The following is a 25,031-nucleotide window of genomic DNA, read 5'->3' on the forward strand; positions in this document are numbered from 1 at the left end:
GAACCATCCACCGGTCAGCCGGAAGCGGCGGAAACGGAAATAAAGCAAGCTTATCTTCGCATATGAATCCATTAAAGGAGAGATTGCATATGATTGAAACGAGAAAGTTAACCAAAGGCGGAAGTTTTGTAATCGAAGATTTGGATGTAAACGCTCTCGTAACCCCGGAGGATTTCACCGAAGAACAGCGAATGATGATGGAGACGACCCGCGACTTCGTAGAAGGAGAAGTGCTGCCGAAAGACGAAGAAATTGAGAAGCTCGACTACGAGCTGACCGTCAAACTGATGCGCAAAGCGGGAGAAATCGGTCTGCTCGGCGCGGATGTGCCGGAGGAGTACGGCGGACTCGGGCTCGATAAAATCAGCTCGACCGTCATTAACGAAAACTTGTCCAAAGCGTCCGCCTTTGCCTTGTCGATCGGCGCCCACGTCGGGATCGGCACCCTGCCGATCGTCTTCTTCGGTACGCCGGAACAGAAGCGGAAATATTTGCCGGAGCTTGCCACGGGCGAAAAAATCGCGGCCTACTGCCTGACGGAGCCTACTTCCGGTTCGGATGCGCTGGGCGCGAAAACGACGGCAAAGCTGTCGGATGACGGACAGCATTATATCTTGAACGGTTCAAAGCTGTATATCACCAACGCGGGCTTTGCGGATATTTTTATCGTGTACGCCAAGGTGGACGGCAAAGATTTTACCGCCTTTATCGTGGAACGCAATCTGAAAGGGTTCTCCGTCGGACCGGAGGAGAAAAAAATGGGCATCAAAGGATCGTCCACATGCCCGCTCTATTTTGAAGATGTGCATGTGCCGGTCGAAAACCTGCTCGGGGAGGTCGGACGCGGCCATATTATCGCATTTAACATTTTGAACATTGGTCGATTCAAGCTGGGAGCGGGCTGTCTCGGCGCCAGCAAGGAAGCCATCGAGCTCAGCGCCAAATACGCCAATACCCGTACGCAGTTCGGGCAGCCGATTTCTTCCTTCCCGCTGATCGGCAAGAAACTTGCGGAAATGAATATCCGTACGTATGTAACGGAAAGCATCGTGTACCGCACATCCGGCATGATCGACACGGCGTTACAGAATCTCGACCACAATAGCGCGGAAGCGGGACAGCAGTCCGCCAAAGCGATCGCCGAGTATGCGCTGGAATGCTCCATTAACAAGGTATTCGCATCGGAATCCCTTGATTTCGTGGCCGATGAAGGCGTGCAGATTCATGGGGGTTACGGCTTCATTCAAGAGTATAAAATCGAACGGATTTACCGGGATTCGCGGATCAACCGGATTTTTGAAGGAACGAACGAAATCAACCGCCTTCTCATTCCGGGAACGCTGCTCAAGAAAGCGATGAAGGGCGAGCTTGATCTCATGGGCAAAGCGCAGGCTCTGCAGTCCGAGCTGATGCAGCTTATTCCGGGCCAGACTTTCGACGAAACGCTGGAGCAGGCAGCCCATCTGACCGCTATGGCGAAAAAAGTATTCCTGATGGCGGGGGGCTCCGCCGTACAGAAATACGGCATGAACCTGGAGAAGCAGCAGGAAGTGCTCAGCAACCTGGCGGATATGATGATTCAGATTTACGCCATGGAAACGACGCTGGTGCGTACGCGCAAGCTCATCGCGAAATCCGGCGAAGTGAAAGCGAAGAACGCGATCCAAATGACGGACGTCTTCGTTCAGGAGGCGTTTGCCGAGATCGAGCGTCTCGCCAAGGATACGCTGGCCGCGATGGAAACCGGCGACGTGCTGCGCACCCAGCTCTCCGTTCTGAAGAAGCTCACGCGCAGCACACCGGTCGATGCGGTCGGACTGAAGCGCGAAATTGCGGCTCGTGTCATAGCTGCTGAGAAATACGTCATCTGACGATATGGCCCGCGAAAGGGATGATCTTGTATGGATTCGGCTAAGCCATGGCTGCATCACTACGAAAGTGAAGTCGCCTCGACTTACGAGTATCCCAGGCACAATTTAGCGTACTTCCTGGTGCAGGCGGCCGGGAAAAACCCGCAGCTGCCTGCCCTTTATTTTATGGGCAAGAAAATCAAGTACGGCCAGCTGATGGAGGCGTGCTACCGGTTCGCCAACGGACTGAGGCAGCTCGGCGTCAAGAAGGGGGAGCGGGTGGCGATTATGCTGCCCAACTGCCCCCAGAGCGTCATCGCCTATTACGGGGCGCTGCTTGCCGGCGCAGTGGTGGTTCAGACGAACCCGCTTTATATGGAGCGGGAGCTGGAGCATCAGCTTCTCGATTCCGGTGCCGTCGCGATCGTTACCCTGGATCTGCTGTACCGGAGAGTCGCCGCGGTTATGCCGAGAACACACCTGAGGCACATCATCGTTTCTTCTTTGAAAGACTATCTGCCTTTTCCGAAGAATATCCTGTACCCGATCAAAGCGAAGCGGGACGGGGCGGATCTGAGCGTTCCGTGGAGTGAGTCCGTCCGTTCCTTCCGCACCTTGCTTGCCGCGTCTTCCGCGATACCCGTCATGGAGGAAGTGAATGCGGCCGAGGATGTGGCGCTGCTCCAGTATACCGGTGGAACGACAGGGCTTTCGAAGGGCGTCATGCTCACGCACATGAACCTCATCGCCAACACGCTGCAGACGAAGCATTGGTTCTATAGGGCGGCAGACGGGCAGGAAATCTACTTGGCAGCGCTTCCATTCTTTCATGTGTTCGGCATGACCGTGCTCATGAATCAGGCGGTCGTCCGCAGCGGCATGATGGTGCTTGTGCCGAAGTTTGAAGTGAGCGAAATCCTGGGCCTCATTTCAAAGCTGAAGCCGACGGTATTCCCGGGCGCGCCGACCATGTATATTGCCCTTATTAATCATCCGGACATCCGGTCGTACGATTTGTCGTCCATTAATGTGTGCATCAGCGGGTCCGCTCCGCTGCCTCTGGAAGTGCAGGAAAGATTCGAAGAGCTTACGGGCGGACGCCTGATCGAAGGCTACGGCTTAACGGAAGCGTCTCCGGTGACGCACGCGAATCCCATCTGGGGAAGAAGGAAGATCGGCTCGATCGGCATTCCGTTTCCGGATACGGAAGCCAAAGTCGTGGACCCCGCAACCGGAGAGGAGGCGGGAATCGGCGAAATCGGCGAGCTGGTCGTGAAGGGGCCGCAGGTCATGAAAGGGTACTGGAACCGTCCGCATGACTCGGGGGCGGTGCTCAAGAACGGCTGGCTCTACACCGGAGACATGGCCCGCGTGGACGAGGAAGGTTATTTTTCGATCGTGGACCGGAAAAAAGATATCATTATCGCAGGCGGTTTCAATATTTATCCGCGGGAAATCGAAGAAGTTCTTTTCGAACATCCGTCCGTCAAGGAGGCGGTCGTGATCGGAATACCGGACCCTTATCGGGGAGAGACTGTGAAAGCCTTCGTTATCGTAAGGGAAGGAGAAATCCTTTCGGAAGAGGAGCTCAATACGTGGTGCCGGGAGCGTCTGGCGGCTTTCAAGGTTCCGCGCCGGTACGAATTCCGGACACAGCTTCCGAAAACGATGGTCGGCAAAGTTCTGCGCCGCAGACTGCTTGAAGAAGAGCTCCAGCAAATTTCCGCCGCGAAGGAATAAGGGAGCCGCTTTACCGGCCCGCTCCATCGCTTAAGCCCCGCAGCGGGGCTTTTTCTTTCCGTAACATCCCGGTATAATGGCGCTAATAGAGAAGGGAGGGAACCCGATGGAACCAAAGAATGCAGTCAGCCCGCAGTTTCAGCAACTGATGGAACGTGCAAGAAATACGTTTTGGGAGTATCTCGGCTGTGAGATCGTGGAGGCCGCCGCGGACAAAGTCGTGGTCCGGCTTGTCGCCCAGCAGCATCATCTCAATCTGATCGGAATTGTTCATGGGGGAGTCACCTCTTCCATGCTGGATAACGCCATGGGCGTCGTGCTCATGCTCGCAAGACCCGACGACAAAATCGTAACGACGAATCTGAATGTGCAGTTCGTGGCGCCCATGCAGCCCGGCGAATTGTACGTGACGGCGGAAATTGTCCACCAGTCGCGGAAAATGTTGACGGCCATCGGCCGGGTCACGGATGCGGAAGGACGCCTGGGCACCTTCGGAACCGGAACCTTCCGGGTAATCTGAGAGCCGGATTTAGTTGAAAAAGAACCTGAAGAGGCGATCTCTTCGGGTTTTTTGCATAAACGGGGGAGCGCCGGTCGTTTGCGGGAGTTTGATCCGGTTGTGTACAATTGAATAATTCATTATACTATTTATAATCCTTATAAACAGGAAGAATGGAAGGGAGCGAAATCAACATGGCAAATTGGACTGAAGTCACTACATTGGAACAATGGAACGAGATTTTCGATCAATCCGCGGAGAAGCCTTTCGTCATGCTTAAGCACAGCACAACTTGCCCGGTCAGCGCCAGCGCACTGGAAGAATACGACGAATATTTGGGCAAGAACCCGAACGAGAAAGTAAACTACTACCTCGTCAAGGTCATCGAATCCCGCCCGGTCTCCAATAAAATTGCCGAGGATGTCGGCGTGAAGCACGCTTCTCCGCAAATTATTTACGTGAAGGGCAAGTTTGCGGAATGGAACACTTCCCACTGGTCGGTAACGTCCAAGCACATTTCCGCCGTACTGGACTAACCGTATCAGATTGAGGTGCGGATTCATCTGCCTATTTAGTCAGGCTGGTAATATATACACGTATATATACGAAGTGATGTACGATATACTTCTCTTACGGACGGGTATCGTGGAAAGTAGCCGTCCGTCGGATCTTTTTTTCATAACCTTTGCCCCGGTGGGCTCAGGTTATTTTTTTGCTCGAAGGATAGCCCTTCTTTTGCAAATCAGGTATACTGATCCGAGTACATAAATTGACCCTTGGTAAAGGAACGCGGAAATCATGACGACACATTCGAACGACAAACCTATGATTCCGGTGCCTCTCGCATTTATCGTCGGCATTATCGGAATCTCTTTCTCTGCCATTTTTGTCCGCTGGAGCGAGGCTCCCGTGGCCGTGACCGCCATGTACCGCCTGCTGCTGACCAACCTGATTATGCTGCCGTTTCTGTTCAAATACACGGCGGAGATCAAAGCGATCCGCTGGAAATCGGTATTCGGCCTGGTCGGCTCGGGCTTGTTCCTGGCGCTGCATTTTCTGCTCTGGATGGCGTCTCTCAGCTATACGACCGTCGCTTCTTCAACGGCGCTGCTTACGCTGGAACCGATCTTCGTGATGATCGGGGCGTACTGGCTGTTCCGCCAGAAGAACAGCTGGGGCACGGTGATCGGCATGCTGATCGCGATGATCGGGGCCGCCATGATCGGCTGGGGGGACTTCCGGTTCTCCGGGGAAGCCCTGAAAGGCGATCTGTTGTCCATCGTCAGCGCCGCTGCCGTTGCCGTTCATATGCTGCTCGGCAAAACGATGCGGCAGTCCATGTCCGCGTTCGTCTACAGCTTCTTCGTTTTCCTGGCGGCCGCCGCCGCTCTCGGCGTCTACAATCTTGTGCAGGGAACGCCGCTTACGGGCTATTCGCAGAAGGACTGGCTGATGTTCCTGCTGCTTGCTATCGTGCCGACGATGTTCGGCCACTACCTCTTCAATTGGCTGCTGAAATATGTGAAGGCCGCGACCGTATCCATGAGCGTACTCGGTGAACCGCTCGGCTCGACGGTGCTCGCATTCTTCCTGCTCGGCGAAGCGATAACCGGCATCCAGATCGGAGCGGGCTGCCTGCTGCTGTTCGGCATCTGGCTGTTTATCCGCAGTCAGGGCAGGAAAGGGAAGGACGAAATGGTGGCGACTCCCGCCGTGCCCGCGCCCCTGCCTGAAATGCCGGAGGAGAGGACGGGCGCTTCCCGGCCTTCTCTGACCGACAGCTGAACGATCAGGATTCCTACTTAATAGAATGGAAAAAAAGGTTGTAAAATACGCCGGCGCGTAACCGAAAGCCCCCTCAAAGGGGCTTTTTTTCATGTAAAAGTGAATTTAGGGTCATGTTGGTCTCGTTTTGGTCATAAAGATTTCTTATAAAAGTTCCTTAATTTGGGTAATCTGCCTGTTTCAAAACTGAAAAATTAGTCTAATGAATAGCAAACTACCCAGATACACATACCGGGTATTGTTAGGCGTTTCTACTAGTTCCTACATTAAAAGAAAGGCGCCATGCTGACAAAGAGGGGGATGCCATGATTAATTTTACGAATGTCAACAAGTATTATGGATCATTTCACGTGCTGCAGAACATCAACCTCGAAGTGAAAAAAGGCGAAGTCGTCGTCGTCATCGGTCCTTCGGGATCGGGGAAAAGCACGATGCTGCGCTGCATTAACCGGCTGGAAACGATCCGGCAGGGGGAGCTGACGGTGGAAGGCGTTCGGGTGAACGACAAGAAAACCGACATCAACAAGCTCCGGCGGGAAATCGGCATGGTTTTTCAGCATTTCAATCTGTATCCTCACAAAAAAGTCATCGACAACATCACGCTGGCTCCCGTTAAGGTGCTGGGGCTCTCCAAAACCGAAGCGGAGAAGCGCGCGATGCTTTATTTGGAAAAGGTAGGAATTCCCGATAAAGCGCAATCTTTTCCATCTCAGCTTTCTGGAGGACAACAGCAGCGCGTGGCGATTGCCCGGGGGCTTGCCATGGAGCCGAACATCATGCTGTTCGATGAGCCGACTTCCGCGCTCGACCCCGAGATGATCGGAGAAGTTCTCGACGTGATGAAGACGCTGGCGAAGGAAGGGATGACGATGGTCGTCGTAACCCACGAAATGGGCTTTGCGCGTGAAGTGGCGGACAGGGTCGTTTTTATGGACCAGGGCCAAATCGTCGAGGAAGCGCTTCCGGAACAATTTTTCGAGAATCCGCGGGAAGAACGGGCCAAATTGTTCTTGAGCCGTCTATTTGCGCATTAACTGATTAAGGGATACACGGTTTAACCCAATACAGAAGCGAGAAAAGGAAGGGATCTACTTATGAAAGTTTGGAAGCCTTTTAAAATCGGCATGATTCTGCTTACCTTTATTCTGGTGCTGGGCGCCTGCGGCAAAGCCAAAGATACCGGCGGATCGACTCCGGGCGGCTCCGCCGCGCCGACGACGGATACGAAAACGCTCGATGCGATCAAGCAGCGCGGCAAATTCGTAGTCGGCGTTAAATTTGATACAAACCTGTTCGGTTTGAAAGATCCGGGAACGGGCCAAGTCAACGGTTTCGATATCGACATCGCCAAAGCGATCGCCAAAAAGCTGCTCGGTGACGAAACGAAAGTCGAACTGAAAGAAGTGACTTCCAAGACGCGGATTCCGATGCTCCAAAAAGGAGATATCGACGCCATCATCGCGACGATGACGATTTCGGAAGAGCGCAAGAAAGAAGTGGATTTCACAGACGTTTATTTCAAGGCGGGCCAATCTCTGCTCGTTAAAAAAGGCAGCGATATCAAGTCGATCGACGACGTCGTGAAGAAGAAGGGCGTTAAAATCCTGTCCGTAAAAGGCTCCACTTCCGCCAAAAATATCCGTGCCAAAGCCCCGGACGCGCAGGTGCTGGAATTTGAAAACTACCAGGAAGCGTTCACGGCTCTGAAATCCGGCAAAGGGGAAGCTTTGACAACGGATAACGCCATTCTCTACGGAATGACGAAGCAGGACCCGGGCTATGAAGTCGTAGGCGGCACGTTCACGGATGAGCCGTACGGCATCGCGGTCCGCAAAGGCGACGCGGAATTTACGAAAGCGGTCAACGACGTTCTGAAAGAACTGAAGGACAGCGGCGAATACGCGAAAATTTACGAGAAATGGATCGGCGAGAAACCGGCCGAGTAAAACGGAGCGGGATAGGCGGGCGGCCGCTTGTCCCGTTTTCTTCCAGGATATCGTTATTAGAAGGAACAGATCGGGGTGCTGCCGGTGGATTTAAACATAATTACAGAGAATTGGGACCGATATATCGAAGGATTCGACAATACCGTGATGGTCAGTCTTCTCTCGCTGGTACTCAGCTTCCTGCTCGGGACGCTGGTAGCCGTCCTGCGGATCTCGCCTTTTAAAGAGCTGCGGGCGATCAGCGGGGTCTATGTGGAATTCGTGCGGAACATTCCGCTGTTGTTGATTATTTTCTTCTTTTATTACGGGTCTTCCGAGTTCGGCCTTTCGCTGGACGGGTTTACCGCGGGAACGATCGGCTTGACGATTTACACGTCCGCGTTTATTGCGGAGGCGATCCGCGCAGGCATACTGGCCGTTCCCGCAGGTCAGGCGGAGGCGGCCCGTTCTTCGGGTCTTTCCTACGGGCAGACGATGATTCACGTCGTTCTTCCCCAGGCGATCAAGATTGTGATCCCGCCTCTTGGCAATCAGTTTCTGAACTTGATCAAGAACTCATCCATACTTGGCGTTATCGCGGGCATGGATCTCATGTATTTCGGGGATTTGATCAATTCCGATACGCTCGATACGTTTAATGTGTATATCGGGGTCGCGCTTTTCTATCTGGTGCTGACGATACCGCTCAGTCTGCTGGTTCAGTATCTCGAAAGAAGAATGGCGCGCGCCTAATCGGTTCCAGACGGGACAAGATCCGGTGAATGTCAAAGTGGGGTGTCGGAATGGATTTCTCAGGTGCATACAGCGCGGATAATCTGATGTTTTTGTTAAAAGGGTTTCTCGTAACGCTGGAAATGGCCGTTATCGCCATTATTTTAAGTTTTGTCATCGGCAGTCTGGTGGGGGTCATCCGTTACTCGAAAATCCCCGTACTCAGCCAGCTCATGGCGGTTCTCGTTGAAGTGATCCGGAACCTGCCGCTGCTGCTCATTATTTTCTTCGTTTACTTCGCCGTGCCGGAAGTGACCGGTGTGGAAATGAGCATTCTGACGTCCGCGATCATTTCCTTGACGATTTTCGAATCGGCGATGATTGCCGAAATCATCCGCGGGGGGCTCAACTCCATCGACAAGGGGCAAATCGAGGCGTCCCGCTCCTCCGGGTTAACCTATGTGCAGACGCTTTGGCACATCGTGTTCCCGCAGGCGGTACGCCGGATGGTTCCGCCGATCGTCAGCCAGTTTATTTCACTGCTGAAGGACACGTCGCTTACCGTTATCATTGCGGCGCCGGAGCTGATGCACAACGCGCAGATCATCAACGGTTCTTCCCAGAAGTTCATCGTTCCGATCTTCCTGCTCGCCGCGCTGATGTATTTCGTCGTCAACTATTGCATCTCCCTGTTCGCTCAGCGCTTCGAGCTGAAGAGGACGTGAAGCCGCGCAAGCCTTATGCGGCTCGAGGACGCGCGAAATTCCGGCTCCGGCCGGACGACAAAGAACCCGCTGTACCGGTCCCGGACCGGTTTACAGCGGGTTCTTATATTGCCAGGCGGACGAAAAGCGGCAGCTTAACGCGCCAAACGTGTGCGCTCGAATTCGGCTTTGATCTCAGCGAGCAGCGCCGGGTCCTTGATCACGTCGTAAGCGGTGGCCGCCAGCATCTTGGCGGCCAGGATCATGCCGTCCAGCGCGCGCTGCTGCATCGCGAGATCGCGGAACTCCGGCGTGTGGAGCAGGTGCTTCTCTTCAATGACCTTCATATACGGGTGAATCGTCGGGCAGTGAAGAGAGACGTTCCCGAGGTCGAGGGAGCCGTGGTCCTTGCCCGTCTGAATCATCTCTTCGGTAATGCCAGCCGAAGCCAGGTTGCGGTTGAACACAGCGGACAGCGTCTCGTTCGTGTTCAGCTCGTCATACGAGTATTCGTAGTTCGAGGCGGTGAGGGTGCAGCCGGTCTGCAGAGCGGCCCCTTCCGCGCATTTCAGCACCTTCGCCGCGACTTCGTTCGTGTACGCGCGGGAAGAGGAGCGGACATAGAACTGGGCGACGGCATAGTCGGGAATAATGTTCGCGGCCTGGCCGCCTTCCGTGATAATTCCGTGAATGCGCACATCGCTGCGGAGCTGCTGGCGCAGCGCATTGACGGAATTGAACAGCATGAGCACGGCGTCCAGAGCATTCACGCCCTCGTAAGGGGAAGCGGCTGCGTGGGCCGCCTTGCCGAAGTACTCGAACTGGATGGCATCCAGGGCAAGGGATTCGCCTGAACGCTCATACGTATAATAGGGATGCGCCATCAGCGCGAAGTCCACGTCATCGAACAGCCCCGCGGCCGCCATGGGAACTTTCGCCCCTTTGGTTTCTTCGGCAGGCGTGCCGTAGACGCGGATGACGCCGCCCGTCTCGTCGATGACGGATTTCAGCCCGACGGCCGCGCCGATGCTCATCATGCAGATGAGATGATGACCGCAGGCATGGCCCAGCTCGGGGAGAGCGTCGTATTCCGCCAGGAAGGCGACGGTCGGTCCGGGCTTGCCGGAGTCGTACACGCCGAGGAAAGCGGTCGGAATGTCGAGCACGGCCCGTTCAACCGTGAAATCGTGCCGCTCCAGCTCTGCGATCAGCCGGGCGCAGGCCAGAAATTCTTCATGGCCGAGCTCGGGATTTTGCCCGATATAAGTGGAAATCGCTTGAAACTCCGGCGTGTGGAAATCGATGGTGTTATAGATACGTTCCTTCATGGCGGTTCTCCTTATGTATGTAAGTGGTGGGGGCGGCGCCCCGTCGTTATCTTTCGGATGTAAGTCCATTGTAATACAAACTCGGACCCGCTACCACTTCCGGCTCCTTTGCGTTACAATAAAGCACGGAAAGCGCAAAGTCCGCGTTTGCTGCAATTCACGCATCTTCCGAAGGGGAATTTCATTCGGCGAAGATGTTTACATAGCCCAGGAGGAGGATATTTATGAATAAATACGGATCGGATAACTGGCAGGATCACCGCTTTACGCTGGCCTGCAAAGAAGTCGAGCGCAGAGGACAGTGGCTGGACATTCATCTGGCGCTTCACCCGGAAGAAGGAGAGACCTTGCCGGAAGAACTGCACGATCCCAGCGTGTACGTCATTTGCGATCTCGGAGGAGCGATCGTGCAGATCATCCTGCTGGATGAAGGCTGTGACTGCGAATATCAGTTTACTCCGGGCGAGAAGGAGAAGATCGCCCGTTTTCTGGAAGAAAACTGCTCTGCGGCAATGGATTCTCTCCTTTTGAGTTAGAAAAGTGGAGACCGGAAGGCCGGCGCCGGAATATACTGTCTTACAGACGTAAGCGACAGGAGGGGCCGCCATGGGAAGAGCACTACGCTACATCGCGTTCGGAGATTCGCTGACCGTCGGGACAGGCGATCCGACACGGGAAGGTTTCACGGCAAGATACCGCGGCATGGCAGAAGCGGCGCTGAGGCGCAGCGTAAGCTTGCGAAATGCGGGTACGAACGGCGCCACATCCGGTGAGCTGCTGCAATATTTGCGCAACGAGGGAGAGCTGAGGCGGGAGCTGGCAACCGCCGATATCGTGACGATTACGGCAGGCGGGAACGATCTCATTCGTTCGGCGATGCCTTATTTGAAAAGCCGCGATACGGGCGTGCTGAAGCGAAGCCTGCGTAAGTTTGGGGGCAATCTGCGGCAGATCGTGGGCTATACCCAGCTTCCGACTCCGAACGGCAAGTCGCCGCTGGTGATTCTCGTCGGATTGTACAATCCGATTTCCATGCTGCCGGAGGCGGAATTCTGGATCAAACGCTTCAACCAGCAAATGGCCGGGCTTGGGTCGCGCACGGTCCGGTACGTGGACGTGTATCCGGCTTTCAAGGGAGCGGAGAGCCGCCTGATTTCCGACGATCTTTTTCACCCGAATGCGGAAGGGTACAAGCGGATAGCGGAATGCATCGCCCAGAGCGTCCCGCTCACTTCCCTTGCGGGAGGCGGCGGGCATTAAAAAAACAGTGAAGCGGCCGCCTCACTGTTTTTTTTCGGTTTACGCGGGGACGGGCAGGACCTGCATCACAGCGAAGAAGTGACAGACGCTGCCTCCGATGACGAACGAATGCCAGATCGCATGGTGGTAGGGAATGCGCCGCCATAGATAGAACACCGTTCCGACCGTGTAGAGCAGTCCGCCCGCGACGAGCCAGATGATGCCGTTTGCCGACAAATGCTCGGCCAGGGGTTTAATGGCCAGTACGATCAGCCAGCCCATGCCGATGTAACAAACCGTCGAGAGGACGATAAACCTTTTGACGAAGAAAATTTTGAGCACGATTCCGAGCAGGGCGAGCCCCCATACGATGCCGAGCAGGGTCCATCCCAGCACTCCCCGCAGTGTAACGAGCATAAAGGGGGTGTAGGAGCCGGCGATCAGTACATAGATAGCGGAATGGTCCATGATTTCGAAAATGTCCTTCAGCTTCCCTCCGGGAGCGCTGTGAACGAGCGTGGAGCACAGATAAAGCAGAATCAGGGAAGTGCCGAAAATGCTGAAGCTGACGATATGCCAAGTGTTTCCGTATGTGGTTGCCTGAATGACGAGAAGAACCAGAGCGGCGACGCTAAGCAAGGTGCCGATTCCATGCGAGACGGCGTTCGCGACTTCTTCGCGCGGTGAATATTCCATAGGTATTACCTCCAAGCTATCCGGGACCGGATGCCCAATTTACTGGCTAATGACTACTTAGACGCGGTTACTCGGCAAACCCCTTCAACGCTTTTTACCCGTTTTTGCGCTTATTTTGATGAAACTTTTAGCCAAAAGGACTGTTACAAGTGCGTCTAAAGGCTCAGAATATGCATAAATATACAGGTTTTATGCCCTATATACGCTTGAAAAAGCATTTTCATAAATCATCTTGCATAAAAGAAGCGATTTCGGTATACTAAGTCATGTTCTTTTTCGAAATTGACCCTGCGTTAATAAACTATATTGAATAAAGGAGCACTTGCCATGAAAAAATGGGGACTGACACTTATCGCCCTTGTACTGACAATGAGCCTCATAGCTGCATGCGGCAAAAAAAACGAAACACCGAAAGATGCAGCCGGCGGCGCTCAAACAACAGCACCTGCGAAGAAGCTTATCCTGGGGACGAGCGCGGATTACCCGCCGTATGAATTCCACAAATCGACGAACGGGAAAGACGAAATCATCGGCTTCGACATCATGATCGCGAAAGAAATCGCGAAAGACATGGGAGCCGAGCTGGAAATCAAGGACATGAAGTTCGACGGTCTTCTTCCGGCGCTTCAATCCGGCAACGTGGATATGATCCTTTCCGGAATGACGCCTACCGAGGAGCGCAAGAAGAACGTTGATTTCTCCAAAACGTATTACACCGCGAAGCAGATGATCGTTGTCCGCGCGGAAGACAAAGACAAGTACAAGACGATGGACAGTTTGGCGGGCAAGCGGATCGTCGTTCAGAAAGCTTCCATTCAAGAGACGGTAGCCAAAGAACAAATCAAGGACGCCAAAATCAAAACACTAAGCAAAATTACCGACATCGTGCTTGAGCTGAAAAACAAGAATGCCGACGCCGCGATTATCGAGCTTCCGGTTGCGACTTCCCACGTGAACCGCGACAAGAGCATCGTGATTGCCGAAGCGACTCCGACGGTTGAAGAAGCGGGTTCCGCGGTTGCTTTCAAGAAAGGCAGCCAGGACAAGATCGACCTGGTGAACAAGACGATCGACCGTCTGATCGCCGAGAAGAAGATCGATCAGTTCGTAACCGAAGCCTCCAGCCAGGTGGAAGCCGAGTAAGCGCAAGGTTATCGGACCGGTAACTGCAATAAATGTGAGATAGCGGAGAACCCTCCGCTATTTTCTTTTTTCAGGGATGGTCACAAGATAGTTGGAAATTGTATAATTAGCGGTGTCCATCCGCACTTAAGGAGGAGTTAAGAGCCCATGAATTTTTCATTTTTAAACGAATACGGGCATTATTTTGTGGACGGAACGAAGGTTACGCTGCTTCTATCCGTGATTACCGTCATATTGGGAGCGATTTTCGGGACGGGCATGAGCCTGCTCCGTTTGTCCGGTATCTGGCCGCTGCGGTGGCTGGCTACGGCGTATATCGAGTTTTTCCGGGGAACACCGATCATTATTCAAATTTTTCTCGTGTATTATGCGCTTCCGCAGTTTATTCCGGACTTTCATTTTCCCCCGTTCCCGTTTCTCGAAGAGTACGGCGGGGAATTTACCGCAGCTGTCATCACGCTCGGACTCAACAGCACGGCCTATGTGGCTGAAATTATGCGCGCGGGCATCCAGTCCGTGGACAAAGGGCAGATGGAAGCGGCCCGCTCCCTCGGGATGAAGCCGTGGATGGCGATGCGTCTTGTCGTGATTCCGCAGGCGTTCCGCACCGTACTGCCGGCGCTCGGAAACGAGCTGGTCGTCGTGATCAAGGAAACGTCGATCGTATCGGTCATCGGCCTCAACGAACTGATGTTCAACGCGGACACGGTCAAAGGAAGCCTGTCGCTTCCGTTCGAACCGCTGATCATCGCCGCTATTATTTATCTGGTCATTACCCTGACGCTGTCCAAGCTCGTCGGAATGCTCGAAAGGAGGCTGACGAAGTCGAATGCTTAACATTACGAATCTTCATAAACATTTCGGGAAATTAAACGTGCTGAACGGAATCGATATCGAGATTGAAAAAGGCGAGGTCGTCGTTGTCATCGGGCCTTCCGGCTCGGGCAAAAGCACGTTCCTGCGCTGTCTCAACCTGCTGGAAGTGCCGACCGACGGCGAAATCCTCTTCGAGGGTATTTCCATTACGAACAAGAAAACGGATATCAATTCCGTCCGGCAGAAAATGGGCATGGTGTTCCAGCAGTTCAACCTGTTCCCCCATCTGTCGGTCAAAGATAACATTACGCTTGCTCCGCGCAAGCTGAAAAAAATGTCGGTGAGCCAGGCGAATGAAACCGCGGCCGATCTGCTTCGTAAAGTAGGATTGGCGGAAAAAGCCGACGCTTATCCGGCCCAGTTGTCCGGAGGACAGAAGCAGCGGATCGCGATCGCACGCGCGCTTGCGATGTCCCCCGACGTCATGCTGTTCGACGAGCCCACCTCCGCGCTCGATCCCGAGATGGTCGGCGAGGTGCTCGACGTCATGAAAAAGCTGGCGAAAGACGGCATGACCATGGTCGTCGTCACGCATGAAATGGGATTTGCCCGCGAAGTAGGCGACCGAGTCGTCTTCATGGACGGGGGCGTCATCGTCGAACAGGGCAGGCCGGAAGAAGTGTTCTCGAACCCGCAGCATGCCCGGACCAAGGAATTCCTGGGCAAGGTGCTGTAAGCGAGATAGAACAAGAAATTGTTATCGCAGAGCAGGGAGGAAGTCTCGTGGCGCCCATTAAAATTTTTACGGACAGCACGAATGATTTAAATCCGCACTATTTGAAGGAAAACGAAATCGGCGTCGTTCCCCTTTATGTCGTCTTCGGCGACGATTCTTACCGGGACGGGGTGGACATTACACCGGCGGTCCTGTACCGGAAAGTCGAACAGTCGGGCAAGCTGCCCAAGACGGCGGCTCCGTCGCCGGCCGACTTCGAGAAAGCGTTCCGGCCTCATATCGAACAGGGCTTCGATATCGTCTATATCGGGCTTTCTTCCGAAGTCTCTTCGACTTATCAGAATGCCGTGTTAACGTCCGACCTCTTTCCGGAAGGACGGGTAACCGTCATCGATTCCCGCAACCTGGCTACCGGCATCGGCATTCTGATCTGCAAAGCCGTGGAAGCGGCCAAGCAGGGACGCAGTGCGGCGGAGATCGAAGCCATGGTAAAATCGTTCATTCCGAAGGTGAGCACGGAATTCATTATCGATACGCTGGATTATTTGCATAAAGGCGGCCGCTGCACAAGCTTACAGGCTTTTTTCGGAAGCCTGCTCAAAATCCGCCCGGTCGTGCAAGTCAAGGACGGTTCCATGATTCTAACTTCCAAAGTGCGTGGTAAGAGGGAGAAAGCGCTGGAACAGCTGGTGGACAACGCGCTGGCCTTCAAGCACGAGATGGACCCGGATGTCCTGTTCGTCACGCATTCCATGGCGCAGGAGGAAGCTGAGCTTGTACGTGCCCGCCTTCTGCAGGAAACGGGTGTCAAAAGGATTGAGATTACGGAAACCGGATGTGTGGTCTCCAGTCATTGCGGTCCTCAGACAGTGGGCATCGTATTTATTAAATCTTAGAAATGAGGGTACTTCTTGACGATCAAGATTATTACGGATGGAACTTCCGATTTGCCTCAGGAGCTGGCCCGTGAATTAGACATCACAGTCGTACCCCTGCTCGTCCGTTTCGGCGACAAGGAAATGACTTCAGACATGAGCAGAACATTATTCTATGAGCTGATGAGGCAGGAGCCCAAGCTTCCTCAGACGGCGAGTCCCGCCCCGCATACTTTTATGGAAGAGTACCGCAAGGCTTCACAAAGTGACATTCTGGTAGTCTCTGTTTCGTCTAATCTCAGCAGTACCTATCATCATGCCCTCATGGCAAGGGAACAACTTATGGAGGACGGCTATACAGGCCGGATTGAAGTGCTGGATTCCCGCACGGCTTCTCTAGGTCAAGGTCTTCTTGCCGTAAAAGCGGCCAAGTTCGCGAAAGAGGGCTTGCCGTTCGAAGAGCTGGTGGCCCGGATGAAGGAAGAAATCAAAAGCCATCATACGTATTTTTTCCTGGACACGCTCGAAAATGTCATAAAAGGAGGCCGCCTCGACCGCGTCCGCGGCGCGGTGGCTTCCGTGCTGAACATCAAGCAGATCATGAAAGCGAGCGAAGAAGGCACCCTGGAGCCTTTCGAGAAAGTTCGCGGGACCCAGAATGCGATCAAGCGTCTGATCGAACGGGTAAGCGAGAAAGTGAGCGAAACCCGGCACGATCTGGAGCGGTGCATCCTCGGCATTGCGCACAGCAACTGCGAGGACCGCGCCCGGGACGTGAGAGATCAGCTGCTCCGGCTGTTCCCGTTCGGTCAGGTCGTCATCACCGAGATGGGGCCGGTTATCGGCACGTACGCGGGAGAGGGCGGCATCCTTATCAGCTGCTGACAGCTGATAACAGCAGCTCCCGGCTGATGGTGAGAGTTGTTTCCGCCGGCTGACCGGTGCACACATACAGGCATGGACATAAAAAAGGCTGTCTACAGGTCCGCGGGACCGGTAGACAGCCTTTTTTTGTGCGCGCATGCGTGGATGCGTTATTCCGCCCGCCGATCCTCGTTGTCTTCCCCGGGAAGCTCCCGGGTTACAATCTCGGGATCGTCGACGCTCACGAGCGGGGAAGGTTCGCCGTCGTAGAGCACCCACAAATCGTGCAGGGCGCGGGTACAGCCCACATAGAGCAGCTTGGCGTCCTGAGCGTCGGCACCGTACCGGAGCGGGTCCGCATCCGTCAGGATGGCGGCGTCGAACTCGAGCCCTTTCGTCAGGTAGACGGGCACGACCGAGATCCCGCCGGCGTACTGCTTCTGGTCCGCGGTGATTCTGCTCGCCGCAAGGCCCAGCTCTCCAAGCTGCGCGTGAAGCCGCACGGCGTCTTCTTCGGTGCGCGTAATGACCGCTACCGTATCGTAGTTCCGGCGGAGAAGCCGCTCAACCGCTTCGCGGAGGAAGACGCTTTCCCGCGCCTTCTCTACCCGGAGCACCTTGACCCGTTCGCCGGACCGGAATACGGGAACGGCGAGGAGACCGGCTCCGACTCCGGTGGAGAGGACGTGGTTCGCGAAACGGATAATTTCCATCGTAGAGCGGTAGCTCCGCTCCAGTTCGAAATAAGCGGTTTCGCCTTCCCCGAAAAGCGACGTGAGCTCGGCCCAGTCCTGCGTTCCCCGGTAGGCGTGAATCCCCTGGGACAGATCGCCCAGAATCGTGAAGGAATGCTGCCGGGTGTACTGGTCGAGCACGGCAATCTGGAACGGCGAAGCGTCCTGCGCTTCGTCGATGACCACGTGGTCGAACCGCTCCGAGCCTTCGATGCCGTGCAGGGAGGCATGGATAAAGACGAGCGCCGGAAGATCCTCGTGGCGCACCTTCTTGCGGCGGAAGGAGGCCAGCGTATCCTTCGCCACGGCTTCGGGAATCCGGCCGCGCAGTTCTTCCGTCATCCAGACGGCCCCGGCTTTGGGATCGAACACGGCTTTATAGAACGACAGCGCATCGAGCTCCGGCCAGCTTTTCAGGTAGGTCTTCAGCCGCTGGGTCGATTTGGTTTTCCGTTCTTTTTTCTGCTTGGCGTCCCAGACTTTGTCCAGTTCCATCGTTATCCAGCGTTTGATCCGGGCGACGACCCGCTCTCTGCGCTTGGCGGGAGGGAGATGTTTGTATTCTTCGTTGTACCAGACGCCGATCATTTCGGCCGGGAGCGTTTTCCCGTCCCAAGGGTGAAAAGGTTCCTGCGGTAGACAGGTCCGCACGTAGCCCTCAAAGCAGCTTTCCAGGAAGTTCCTGAAGGCGACGGAGCCTTTCCAGCGGCCGGAAACGTCGTCGTTCAGCGGCGGACGCTTGGAACCGAGGGCAAACCAGACGGCACTTTCGTCGGCGGGATTCTCCAGCGCGAAGGAAAGTCCGGTCAGCTCTATGGCCCAATCTGCAAACGTGCTCTGCCGGATATGTCCGACGCCGAGCTCCGGGAGAACCCCGGATATGTAATCCAGAAACATGGAGTTCGGTGCGAAAATCATCATATTTTCCGCTTTAACCTGGTCGCGGTATTGATAGAGCAGAAAAGCGAGACGGTGGAGAGCGACGGTCGTCTTGCCGCTTCCGGCGACGCCCTGAATAATAAGGGCCGCGTTCTTGGCCGAACGGATAATTTTATCCTGCTCCGCCTGGATCGTGGAGACGATATCGCGCAGCTTATTGTCTTTGTTCTCGCCGAGTCGGTACAGCAAGAACTCGTCTCCGCCCACTCCGGACAGAAGATCGCTGTCCCGATCGTAGGTGTCCACGACCCGCTGGAGAATCTGCTTGCGGATGACCAGGTTTCTTTTTAAATACACCAGACCTTCGACAAGGCCGTCGGGAGATTCGTACGACGCTTTCTCGTCCCCGCCCGTGTAGGAATAAAACATGCTGGCCACCGGCGCCCGCCAGTCAATGACGTGAGGTTCTCCGCCGTTCTCGTCGTCGACGCCGAACTTGCCGATGTATAAAGCGGACTTACCGGCTGCGTTTTCAGAATGAAAGTCGAGACGGCCGAAATAAGGTTCGTCCGATGCCAAGGCAAGCGACTGCCGGCTGCTTTCGCGTAGGGCTTCCAGCACCTGTTCCGTGAAATCCTGCCCCCGGTATACGGGAACGGCCTGCAGCTCCGCCAGTCTCCGGTTGACGTCCGCCAGGATGGCGTCCAGCCGGTTTTGTTCCTCTTGATAGGCACTTTGATTCTTATCCAAGATCAGTTACCCCCTAAGATCAGATTTTGAGCATGAAGAAACAATATATCATATCCGGCAAACAATGGCAACAACACCGGGCATGGCGCTCAAGCTTGGCGCGGTCTATGCTGAAGGGAAGAAAACAGGCAGCCGAAGGCGGTAAGCCCCGAGTTTCTGGCAGGATCATCCTTGTGGTATAATGACTGCATATTTTCAGAGAACCGCATCATTTAAGATGAAGTGTAAGTTCTCATAACCGAACCTGGAGTGAACTGCCATGAAAAAAGGAAACGAACAACAGGCCGTCATGACGGGCCTTCTTATTGCGGACAAGTCCGGGACGTTTATTACGCGCCATCTCGATTGGGCCGAGCTGCAGTTCGGGGGATTGGCCGGAGACCGGCACTTCGGTCTCATAAGCAAGGCCGACGTACGTCAGCCGATGTATCCGCGGGGAGCCGAAATTATGAACCGGAGGCAGATCAGCATCGTGTCCGAGGAGGAATGCGAACAGGTTGCGGCCGCTCTCGGCATTGAACGCGTCGCGCCCGAGTGGCTGGGAGCGAACATGGCGCTCAAGGGGCTGGAGCGTCTGACCGCACTGCCGCGGGGAACGAGAATTTTGTTTCCGAGCGGAGCGGGACTCGTGTGCGAAGGAGAGAACGAACCGTGCGTCCATCCGGGTAAGGTGATCGCCGAGCAGATGGGGAATCCCAAGCTTGCGGGCAAGTTCGTCAAAGCCGCCTGGAACCGCAGAGGAATCGTGGCTTCGGTCGAAAGACCCGGCATCGTTTCCGCCGGGGACGAGGTAAGGATTCTTTTTCCGGACGAATTGTAAGCTAATACTTGCCGTTTGAAAGGAGTTTTGCGCATGAGAATAGGAGTATTGTCCGATACGCATATGAGGCAGACGGCAGGTAAGCTGCCCGACGCCGTTCTGAAGGGTCTGGAGGGGGTCGACCTCATTCTGCACGCCGGAGACTGGACCAGTCCGGAAATTATCGGGTGGGTGGAGAAGATCGCGCCCGTGGAATCCGTCGCAGGGAACAATGACGGTCCGGACATTGTAAACAGATTCGGATACAGCAAGCTGATCGAAGCCGGCGGGCTCACCATCGGGCTCGTTCACGGGGACCGCGGCCGGGGAAGATCGACGGAGCAGCGCGCCCTGTTCACTTTTCAGGACGACAATCCGGATGTGATCGTGTTCGGCCATTCGCATATTCCGTATTCAGAACGGATCGACGGCCTCCTTCTTTTTAACCCCGGCTCGCCTTGGGATAAGCGCTGGCAGCCTCGGTTTTCGTTCGGGTTGATCGAGACGGACGGGGAAAAAACCGAAGCGAGGCACATTTTTTTCGATTCCCGGGAATAGCCGGGCAGAGACTGTGAATGAACGGCAGGGAGCATGACAAATGGATAGGAAAATAAGGACGGCTGCGGAAGATGCGGCTGTCTTTTTTTTGCGGAAAAAGGGTACCTTAAAGCGGATGCTTAAAAATGATGAAACGTTTAATCGTTGATCTATCAAAATATTCCGGAGTACAATCATTTCGTAAGAACTATAAAGAAAGATACACTTTTCTTTTAGATGTAAAACGATTAATCAATTTTCTGACAAATCGGCCGATTTGGGGGAACGATGAACAAAATAACGATTAAAGATATAGCAGCGGAGGCAGGCGTGTCCATCGCGACCGTATCCAACGTGATGAACGGCACCGGAAGAGTCTCCGGTGAAACCGCCAAGAGAGTGCTTCAGGTCATCGACAGGCACGATTATGCGCCCAGCACGGCGGCCCGTTTTCTGAAAGAAAGACGCTCCCAGCTCATCGGGATTCTGGTCCCGACCGGCGAGAGGGGACGGCTCGAAGACAACCCGTTCTACTGGCAGCTCGTCATGGCCGTCGAAGCGGAAGCGAGGGAAGAGCGCCTGCATGTTATCGTTTCGGGCGTGACGGAAGAGGACCCGCTCACGTTTGTGCAGGAGCGGCAGCTCGACGGCATTATCGCTATCGGGATAACCGGCGATTCCCCGCTGCTGGGGCGCATCGCCCAGCTCGACGTTCCGTGCGTGTATCTGGACTGCTACCTCGCCGGAGGGGAGAACCTTCAGGTCGTCAATATGAACGACCGGATGGGCGGTTACCTCGGGACGAAGCACCTGCTTTCGCTCGGGCATGAGCGGATTGCCGTCATCGCGGGCGACATCGTCACTTCGGGCGTCTATGAAGAACGCTGGCTCGGCTATACCCGGGCACTGGAGGAGAGCGGCATCGAAGCGGACCGCGCTTTGCTCGTCGAGACGCCGGTCTCTCTGCTCGGCGGCTATCACAGCGCCCAGCAGGTTTACATGCTCAGCCCGAAGGTCACCGCCGTGTTCGCTTTTTCCGATGTGGCGGCAATCGGGCTGATGAAAGGGCTGCAGGAGCTCGGCGTACGCATTCCCGACGATCTCTCCGTCATGGGATACGACGATATCGACTACGCGGGCTTTCTGACACCCTCCCTGACCACGATCCGGCAGGATATCGGCACCAAGGGGAAGACGGCGATACGCCGCATTCTCAGTATGATCCGCGGAAGCGTTCCGGCCGAGCATTCGGTTACGCTGCCCGTTGAACTTAAACGCCGCCAGAGCACCGCCCGGCGTTTCCAACCCAACTCCATTCAGAAAGAGGAATAGGCCATGCAAACGAGCGAAACCATTCATCCCGACAAATCCATCGATACGGTGCTGGAAGTGGCCCCTAAAGCACCCGGACGCGCTACACACGTAACGGAGCTGGACGATTCTTATCTTATTCACGGACAGCACGCCAATTTGCTGCTGACTTTTTTGGAAAGCGGGCTGTTCCGGATCAAATTGTTCCACGGGAATAAGCCGGAATTCAAGGCCGCGACCGTAGCTGTACTGGCGGAATCGTTTCAACCGGTTAAAGCCGACCGGACGGAAAGCCCGGAAGCGTTCGAATTCCGCACTTCCGCGCTGCGCCTGATCGTCGAGAAAGAAACGTTCGCTTTGACGGTTCAAACGCCGGAAGGCGAGCTTCTGATGAAGCAGCCCACGCTTTCGTGGACGACACGCGGTTCGCTGAGCGGCTCCTATGTGATGGGGACGGACTCTCATTTTTACGGCCTCGGGGAGAAAACGAGCTTCCTGGACAAGCGGGGAGAGCGCTATGCGATGTGGAACTCCGACGTGTTCGCGCCGCATGTGCCGGAAATCGAAGCGCTGTACGAATCGATCCCCCTGCTCATTCACATGCATCAAACCGGAACGTACGGGCTGTTTTTGGACAATCCCGGCCGCACTGATTTCGATATGCGCACGCATCCCGATCTTTTTACGATTCAATGCACGACCGGGGAGTATGACCTGTACTTCATTTTCGGTCCGCAGCCCAAAGACGTCGTCGGCCGTTACACGAAGCTGACGGGCCGCATCTCCATGCCGCCGAAATGGTCCCTTGGTTACCATCAGTCCCGTTACAGCTATATGAACCAGCAGGAAGTGCTGGAGCTGGCACGCACGTTCCGCGAGAGAAACATCCCGTGCGACGTTATTCATCTCGATATCCATTACATGGATCAGTACCGCGTCTTTACGTTCGACAAGGACCGTTTCCCGGACCCGGAAGGAATGATGGCGGAGCTGAAAAAGCTCGGCATGCGCATCGTGCCGATTGTCGATCCCGGCGTCAAAAAAGATCCCAAATACCCGATTTACCGGGAAGGGATCGAGAACGGCTATTTCTGCAAAAAGCTGGAAGGCGAGCTGTTTATCGGAGACGTATGGCCCGGTAAAAGCGCGTTCCCCGATTTCACGGAAGATGCCGTGGGCAAATGGTGGGGGGAGAAGCACAAGTTCTACGTGGACCTCGGCATCACGGGAATTTGGAACGATATGAACGAGCCGGCTGTGTTCAACGAATCCAAAACGATGGATCTCGACGTCATCCACGGCAATAACGGGGATAGCAAGACGCACGAAGAACTGCATAACTTGTACGGCATGATGATGTCCAAAGCGACTTTCGAAAGCCTCCGGGAGCAGCTGGGCGGTGAGCGGCCGTTCGTTCTGACACGCGCAGGCTACAGCGGAATACAGCGTTATGCCGCCGTATGGACGGGCGACAACCGCAGCTTCTGGGAGCATATGGCGATGGCGATTCCGATGGTGCTGAACCTGGGGTTGTCCGGAATTCCGTTCACGGGTCCCGATATCGGCGGCTTCGCGCATCATTCCACGGGACAGCTGCTTGCCCGCTGGACGCAAATGGGGGCGCTGTTCCCTTTCTGCCGCAACCACAGCGTGATCGACTCCGTCCGCCAGGAACCGTGGTCGTTCGGCGAAGAGACCGAGGCAATCTGCCGCACCTACATCGAGCTGCGCTACCGCTGGATGCCGGTATTGTACACGCTGTTCCACGAAGCATCCCGGACCGGGATGCCGATTCTGCGGCCGCTTGTGCTGGAATATCCGCGCGATCCGCAGGTGACGAACCTCAGCGACCAGTTCCTGCTCGGCAGCAGCGTTCTCGTCGCCCCGGTCTACCGTCCCGATACGGAGCACCGCGCCGTATATATCCCGGAAGGCGAGTGGATCGACTACTGGAGCGGGGAGAAGCATGCGGGACCGAAGCATATCCTCGCCCACGCGCCGCTCCACATTATGCCGATGTATATCAAAGCGGGAGCTATCCTTGCGGAAGAGCCGCTTAAACAGCATGCGGACGAGGAATCGGCATCGTCTCTGACGTGGAGCATCTATACTTCCGGCGGCAGTTCCGAGGGAACCGTGTACGAAGACGACGGGATCACTTACGGGTACGAGCAGGGAGCGTACAATGTGATCCGGATGTCCACGGAAGCGGCGGACGGAGGCATGAAGCTGGCCTGGGCTTACGAGCACAGCGGGCTGCCAAACGCAGACCGCAGCTTCCTGATCCGCATCAAGCATGCGGGATTCACCCCTGCGGCGATGGAAGGCCTCCAGCGTCTGGATGCCGGCACGATCGGCGGAGACCGGGCCGCAAGCGGCTGGGCTTACGACGAAGCTGCCGGAGAGATTCTGATCCGGACGGCGGACACCCCGCAGCAAGTTGTGCACATCCGCGCCTGATCGTTCAGCGCCCGGTCAGACCGCTTCCGGCGCTAAAGCTCCGGCCCCTTCAGGGGTCGAAGCTTTTTAGCGCGCCCGGGTGTATGACCGCTGTATCGCGAATGAGCTGACGGGGCGGAGAGCAGCCCGGGAGCATCTGTGGCAGCTGTGCACAAAACAGGTGAGGATAAGCTCAAATCCGCCCGCTTCTGTCCGATTCGTGCGGACAGTCCCTCTGCTGCTTACTCCGTCTCGGCACCGCTATTTCAGCTTGGTGATCACAAAGCCGCCGACCACGATACCGAGGCCGACCCAGGTTTTCCAGTTCGGAATTTCCTTCAGGAAGATGTAACCCATCAGCACGCAGATAAAAATCTCGATGCCTTTGGATATGCCTAGGGACAAGGTCAGGTTGCCCGTCGTCTTATAGCAGAACTTCACGCCGTATCCGATCATGACGTTGGCCGCAAACACCAGCGGGATCATTTTGCACTGAAACCACAAGGTTTGCCAAAGCGAAGGATCAATGTGTTTGCTTTGGTACGAGAAGATACTGTTGATCGTCAGAAGTCCCGCCAGAAGCAGGGCGATTCCGTATACCATAAACATGTGCAGGTTCTCCTTTGTCTGTTTCTTCCCGTTTAATGTTT

Annotated in this window: 24 protein-coding genes; 20 read left to right on the plus strand and 4 right to left on the minus strand. The window is 55.1% G+C overall.

From position 1 onward, the window contains the following. Positions 1-89 precede the first annotated feature (89 nt). From AC2TF6_RS10750 to AC2TF6_RS10790, 9 genes are all read left to right on the plus strand, one after another. Positions 90-1,871 (plus strand): acyl-CoA dehydrogenase FadE, encoded by a 1,782-nt coding sequence (locus AC2TF6_RS10750; RefSeq protein WP_491310972.1) that lies wholly within the window; start codon positions 90-92, stop codon positions 1,869-1,871. A 30-nt stretch (positions 1,872-1,901) separates the two neighbouring features. Further along, entirely contained in the window at positions 1,902-3,590 is a 1,689-nt protein-coding gene (locus AC2TF6_RS10755; protein WP_491310973.1) for a long-chain-fatty-acid--CoA ligase, read from the plus strand. 106 nt (positions 3,591-3,696) lie between these two features. Continuing rightward, a complete protein-coding gene (locus AC2TF6_RS10760; protein WP_491310974.1) occupies positions 3,697-4,110 on the plus strand; it encodes a PaaI family thioesterase in 414 nt (137 codons plus the stop codon). A 173-nt stretch (positions 4,111-4,283) separates the two neighbouring features. Beyond that, complete coding sequence (gene ytxJ / locus AC2TF6_RS10765; RefSeq protein ID WP_491310975.1) at positions 4,284-4,625, plus strand: bacillithiol system redox-active protein YtxJ; 342 nt, start codon at positions 4,284-4,286, stop codon at positions 4,623-4,625. A gap of 262 nt (positions 4,626-4,887) precedes the next feature. After that, the gene (locus AC2TF6_RS10770) at positions 4,888-5,874 is read left to right on the plus strand and encodes a DMT family transporter (protein ID WP_491310976.1); all 987 of its coding nucleotides are present in this window, start codon (positions 4,888-4,890) and stop codon (positions 5,872-5,874) included. Between the two features lie 305 nt (positions 5,875-6,179). After that, positions 6,180-6,908: an amino acid ABC transporter ATP-binding protein gene (locus AC2TF6_RS10775; protein ID WP_491310977.1), complete on the plus strand. Its 729-nt coding sequence runs from the start codon at positions 6,180-6,182 to the stop codon at positions 6,906-6,908. Between the two features lie 60 nt (positions 6,909-6,968). After that, complete coding sequence (locus AC2TF6_RS10780; protein WP_491310978.1) at positions 6,969-7,820, plus strand: transporter substrate-binding domain-containing protein; 852 nt, start codon at positions 6,969-6,971, stop codon at positions 7,818-7,820. Positions 7,821-7,895: 75 nt separating this feature from the next. Further along, a complete protein-coding gene (locus tag AC2TF6_RS10785; RefSeq protein ID WP_491310979.1) occupies positions 7,896-8,552 on the plus strand; it encodes an amino acid ABC transporter permease in 657 nt (218 codons plus the stop codon). 50 nt (positions 8,553-8,602) lie between these two features. Then, positions 8,603-9,256 (plus strand): amino acid ABC transporter permease, encoded by a 654-nt coding sequence (locus AC2TF6_RS10790; RefSeq protein ID WP_009672796.1) that lies wholly within the window; start codon positions 8,603-8,605, stop codon positions 9,254-9,256. 134 nt (positions 9,257-9,390) lie between these two features. On the opposite strand, the gene AC2TF6_RS10795 is transcribed toward AC2TF6_RS10790, so the two are convergent. Further along, positions 9,391-10,563 carry a M20 family metallopeptidase gene (locus AC2TF6_RS10795; protein WP_491310980.1) on the minus strand — a complete coding sequence of 391 codons (1,173 nt, stop codon included), beginning with the start codon at positions 10,561-10,563 and terminating at the stop codon, positions 9,391-9,393. A gap of 224 nt (positions 10,564-10,787) precedes the next feature. Here AC2TF6_RS10795 and AC2TF6_RS10800 point away from each other — a divergent pair, with 224 nt between their 5' ends. Next, positions 10,788-11,099 (plus strand): hypothetical protein, encoded by a 312-nt coding sequence (locus tag AC2TF6_RS10800; protein ID WP_491310981.1) that lies wholly within the window; start codon positions 10,788-10,790, stop codon positions 11,097-11,099. A gap of 70 nt (positions 11,100-11,169) precedes the next feature. Further along, on the plus strand, positions 11,170-11,823 hold the full coding sequence (locus AC2TF6_RS10805; protein WP_491310982.1) for a GDSL-type esterase/lipase family protein: 654 nt from the start codon (positions 11,170-11,172) through the stop codon (positions 11,821-11,823). 39 nt (positions 11,824-11,862) lie between these two features. Here AC2TF6_RS10805 and trhA read toward each other — a convergent pair whose 3' ends face one another. Then, the gene (gene trhA / locus AC2TF6_RS10810) at positions 11,863-12,498 is read right to left on the minus strand and encodes a PAQR family membrane homeostasis protein TrhA (RefSeq protein WP_218228565.1); all 636 of its coding nucleotides are present in this window, start codon (positions 12,496-12,498) and stop codon (positions 11,863-11,865) included. Between the two features lie 327 nt (positions 12,499-12,825). Between trhA and AC2TF6_RS10815 the strand changes: the two genes are divergently transcribed. The 5 genes from AC2TF6_RS10815 to AC2TF6_RS10835 all read left to right on the plus strand — a co-directional run bounded on the left by AC2TF6_RS10815 (position 12,826) and on the right by AC2TF6_RS10835 (position 16,953). Continuing rightward, positions 12,826-13,641 carry a transporter substrate-binding domain-containing protein gene (locus tag AC2TF6_RS10815; protein ID WP_491310983.1) on the plus strand — a complete coding sequence of 272 codons (816 nt, stop codon included), beginning with the start codon at positions 12,826-12,828 and terminating at the stop codon, positions 13,639-13,641. Positions 13,642-13,788: 147 nt separating this feature from the next. After that, positions 13,789-14,478: an amino acid ABC transporter permease gene (locus tag AC2TF6_RS10820; protein WP_491310984.1), complete on the plus strand. Its 690-nt coding sequence runs from the start codon at positions 13,789-13,791 to the stop codon at positions 14,476-14,478. After that, on the plus strand, positions 14,471-15,193 hold the full coding sequence (locus tag AC2TF6_RS10825) for an amino acid ABC transporter ATP-binding protein (RefSeq protein ID WP_369996570.1): 723 nt from the start codon (positions 14,471-14,473) through the stop codon (positions 15,191-15,193). Before AC2TF6_RS10820 ends, AC2TF6_RS10825 begins: the two co-directional genes overlap by 8 nt. A gap of 47 nt (positions 15,194-15,240) precedes the next feature. Next, a complete protein-coding gene (locus AC2TF6_RS10830; RefSeq protein ID WP_491310985.1) occupies positions 15,241-16,089 on the plus strand; it encodes a DegV family protein in 849 nt (282 codons plus the stop codon). 15 nt (positions 16,090-16,104) lie between these two features. Continuing rightward, positions 16,105-16,953, plus strand: coding sequence for a DegV family protein (locus tag AC2TF6_RS10835; protein WP_491310986.1), 849 nt, complete (start codon positions 16,105-16,107; stop codon positions 16,951-16,953). 149 nt (positions 16,954-17,102) lie between these two features. Here the strand turns inward: AC2TF6_RS10835 and AC2TF6_RS10840 are convergent, their stop codons facing one another. After that, complete coding sequence (locus AC2TF6_RS10840; protein ID WP_491310987.1) at positions 17,103-19,295, minus strand: HelD family protein; 2,193 nt, start codon at positions 19,293-19,295, stop codon at positions 17,103-17,105. 259 nt (positions 19,296-19,554) lie between these two features. Here AC2TF6_RS10840 and AC2TF6_RS10845 point away from each other — a divergent pair, with 259 nt between their 5' ends. From AC2TF6_RS10845 to AC2TF6_RS10860, 4 genes are all read left to right on the plus strand, one after another. Next, positions 19,555-20,115, plus strand: coding sequence for an MOSC domain-containing protein (locus tag AC2TF6_RS10845; protein ID WP_491310988.1), 561 nt, complete (start codon positions 19,555-19,557; stop codon positions 20,113-20,115). Between the two features lie 33 nt (positions 20,116-20,148). Next, entirely contained in the window at positions 20,149-20,652 is a 504-nt protein-coding gene (locus AC2TF6_RS10850) for a metallophosphoesterase family protein (protein WP_491310989.1), read from the plus strand. A 267-nt stretch (positions 20,653-20,919) separates the two neighbouring features. Further along, entirely contained in the window at positions 20,920-21,963 is a 1,044-nt protein-coding gene (locus AC2TF6_RS10855; RefSeq protein WP_491310990.1) for a LacI family DNA-binding transcriptional regulator, read from the plus strand. Positions 21,964-21,966: 3 nt separating this feature from the next. Continuing rightward, positions 21,967-24,402: a glycoside hydrolase family 31 protein gene (locus tag AC2TF6_RS10860; RefSeq protein ID WP_491310991.1), complete on the plus strand. Its 2,436-nt coding sequence runs from the start codon at positions 21,967-21,969 to the stop codon at positions 24,400-24,402. Between the two features lie 240 nt (positions 24,403-24,642). Here the strand turns inward: AC2TF6_RS10860 and AC2TF6_RS10865 are convergent, their stop codons facing one another. Next, positions 24,643-24,990 (minus strand): hypothetical protein, encoded by a 348-nt coding sequence (locus AC2TF6_RS10865; protein ID WP_009672845.1) that lies wholly within the window; start codon positions 24,988-24,990, stop codon positions 24,643-24,645. Positions 24,991-25,031 lie beyond the last annotated feature (41 nt).

It is taken from the genome of Paenibacillus sp. JNUCC 35, assembly GCF_058269095.1.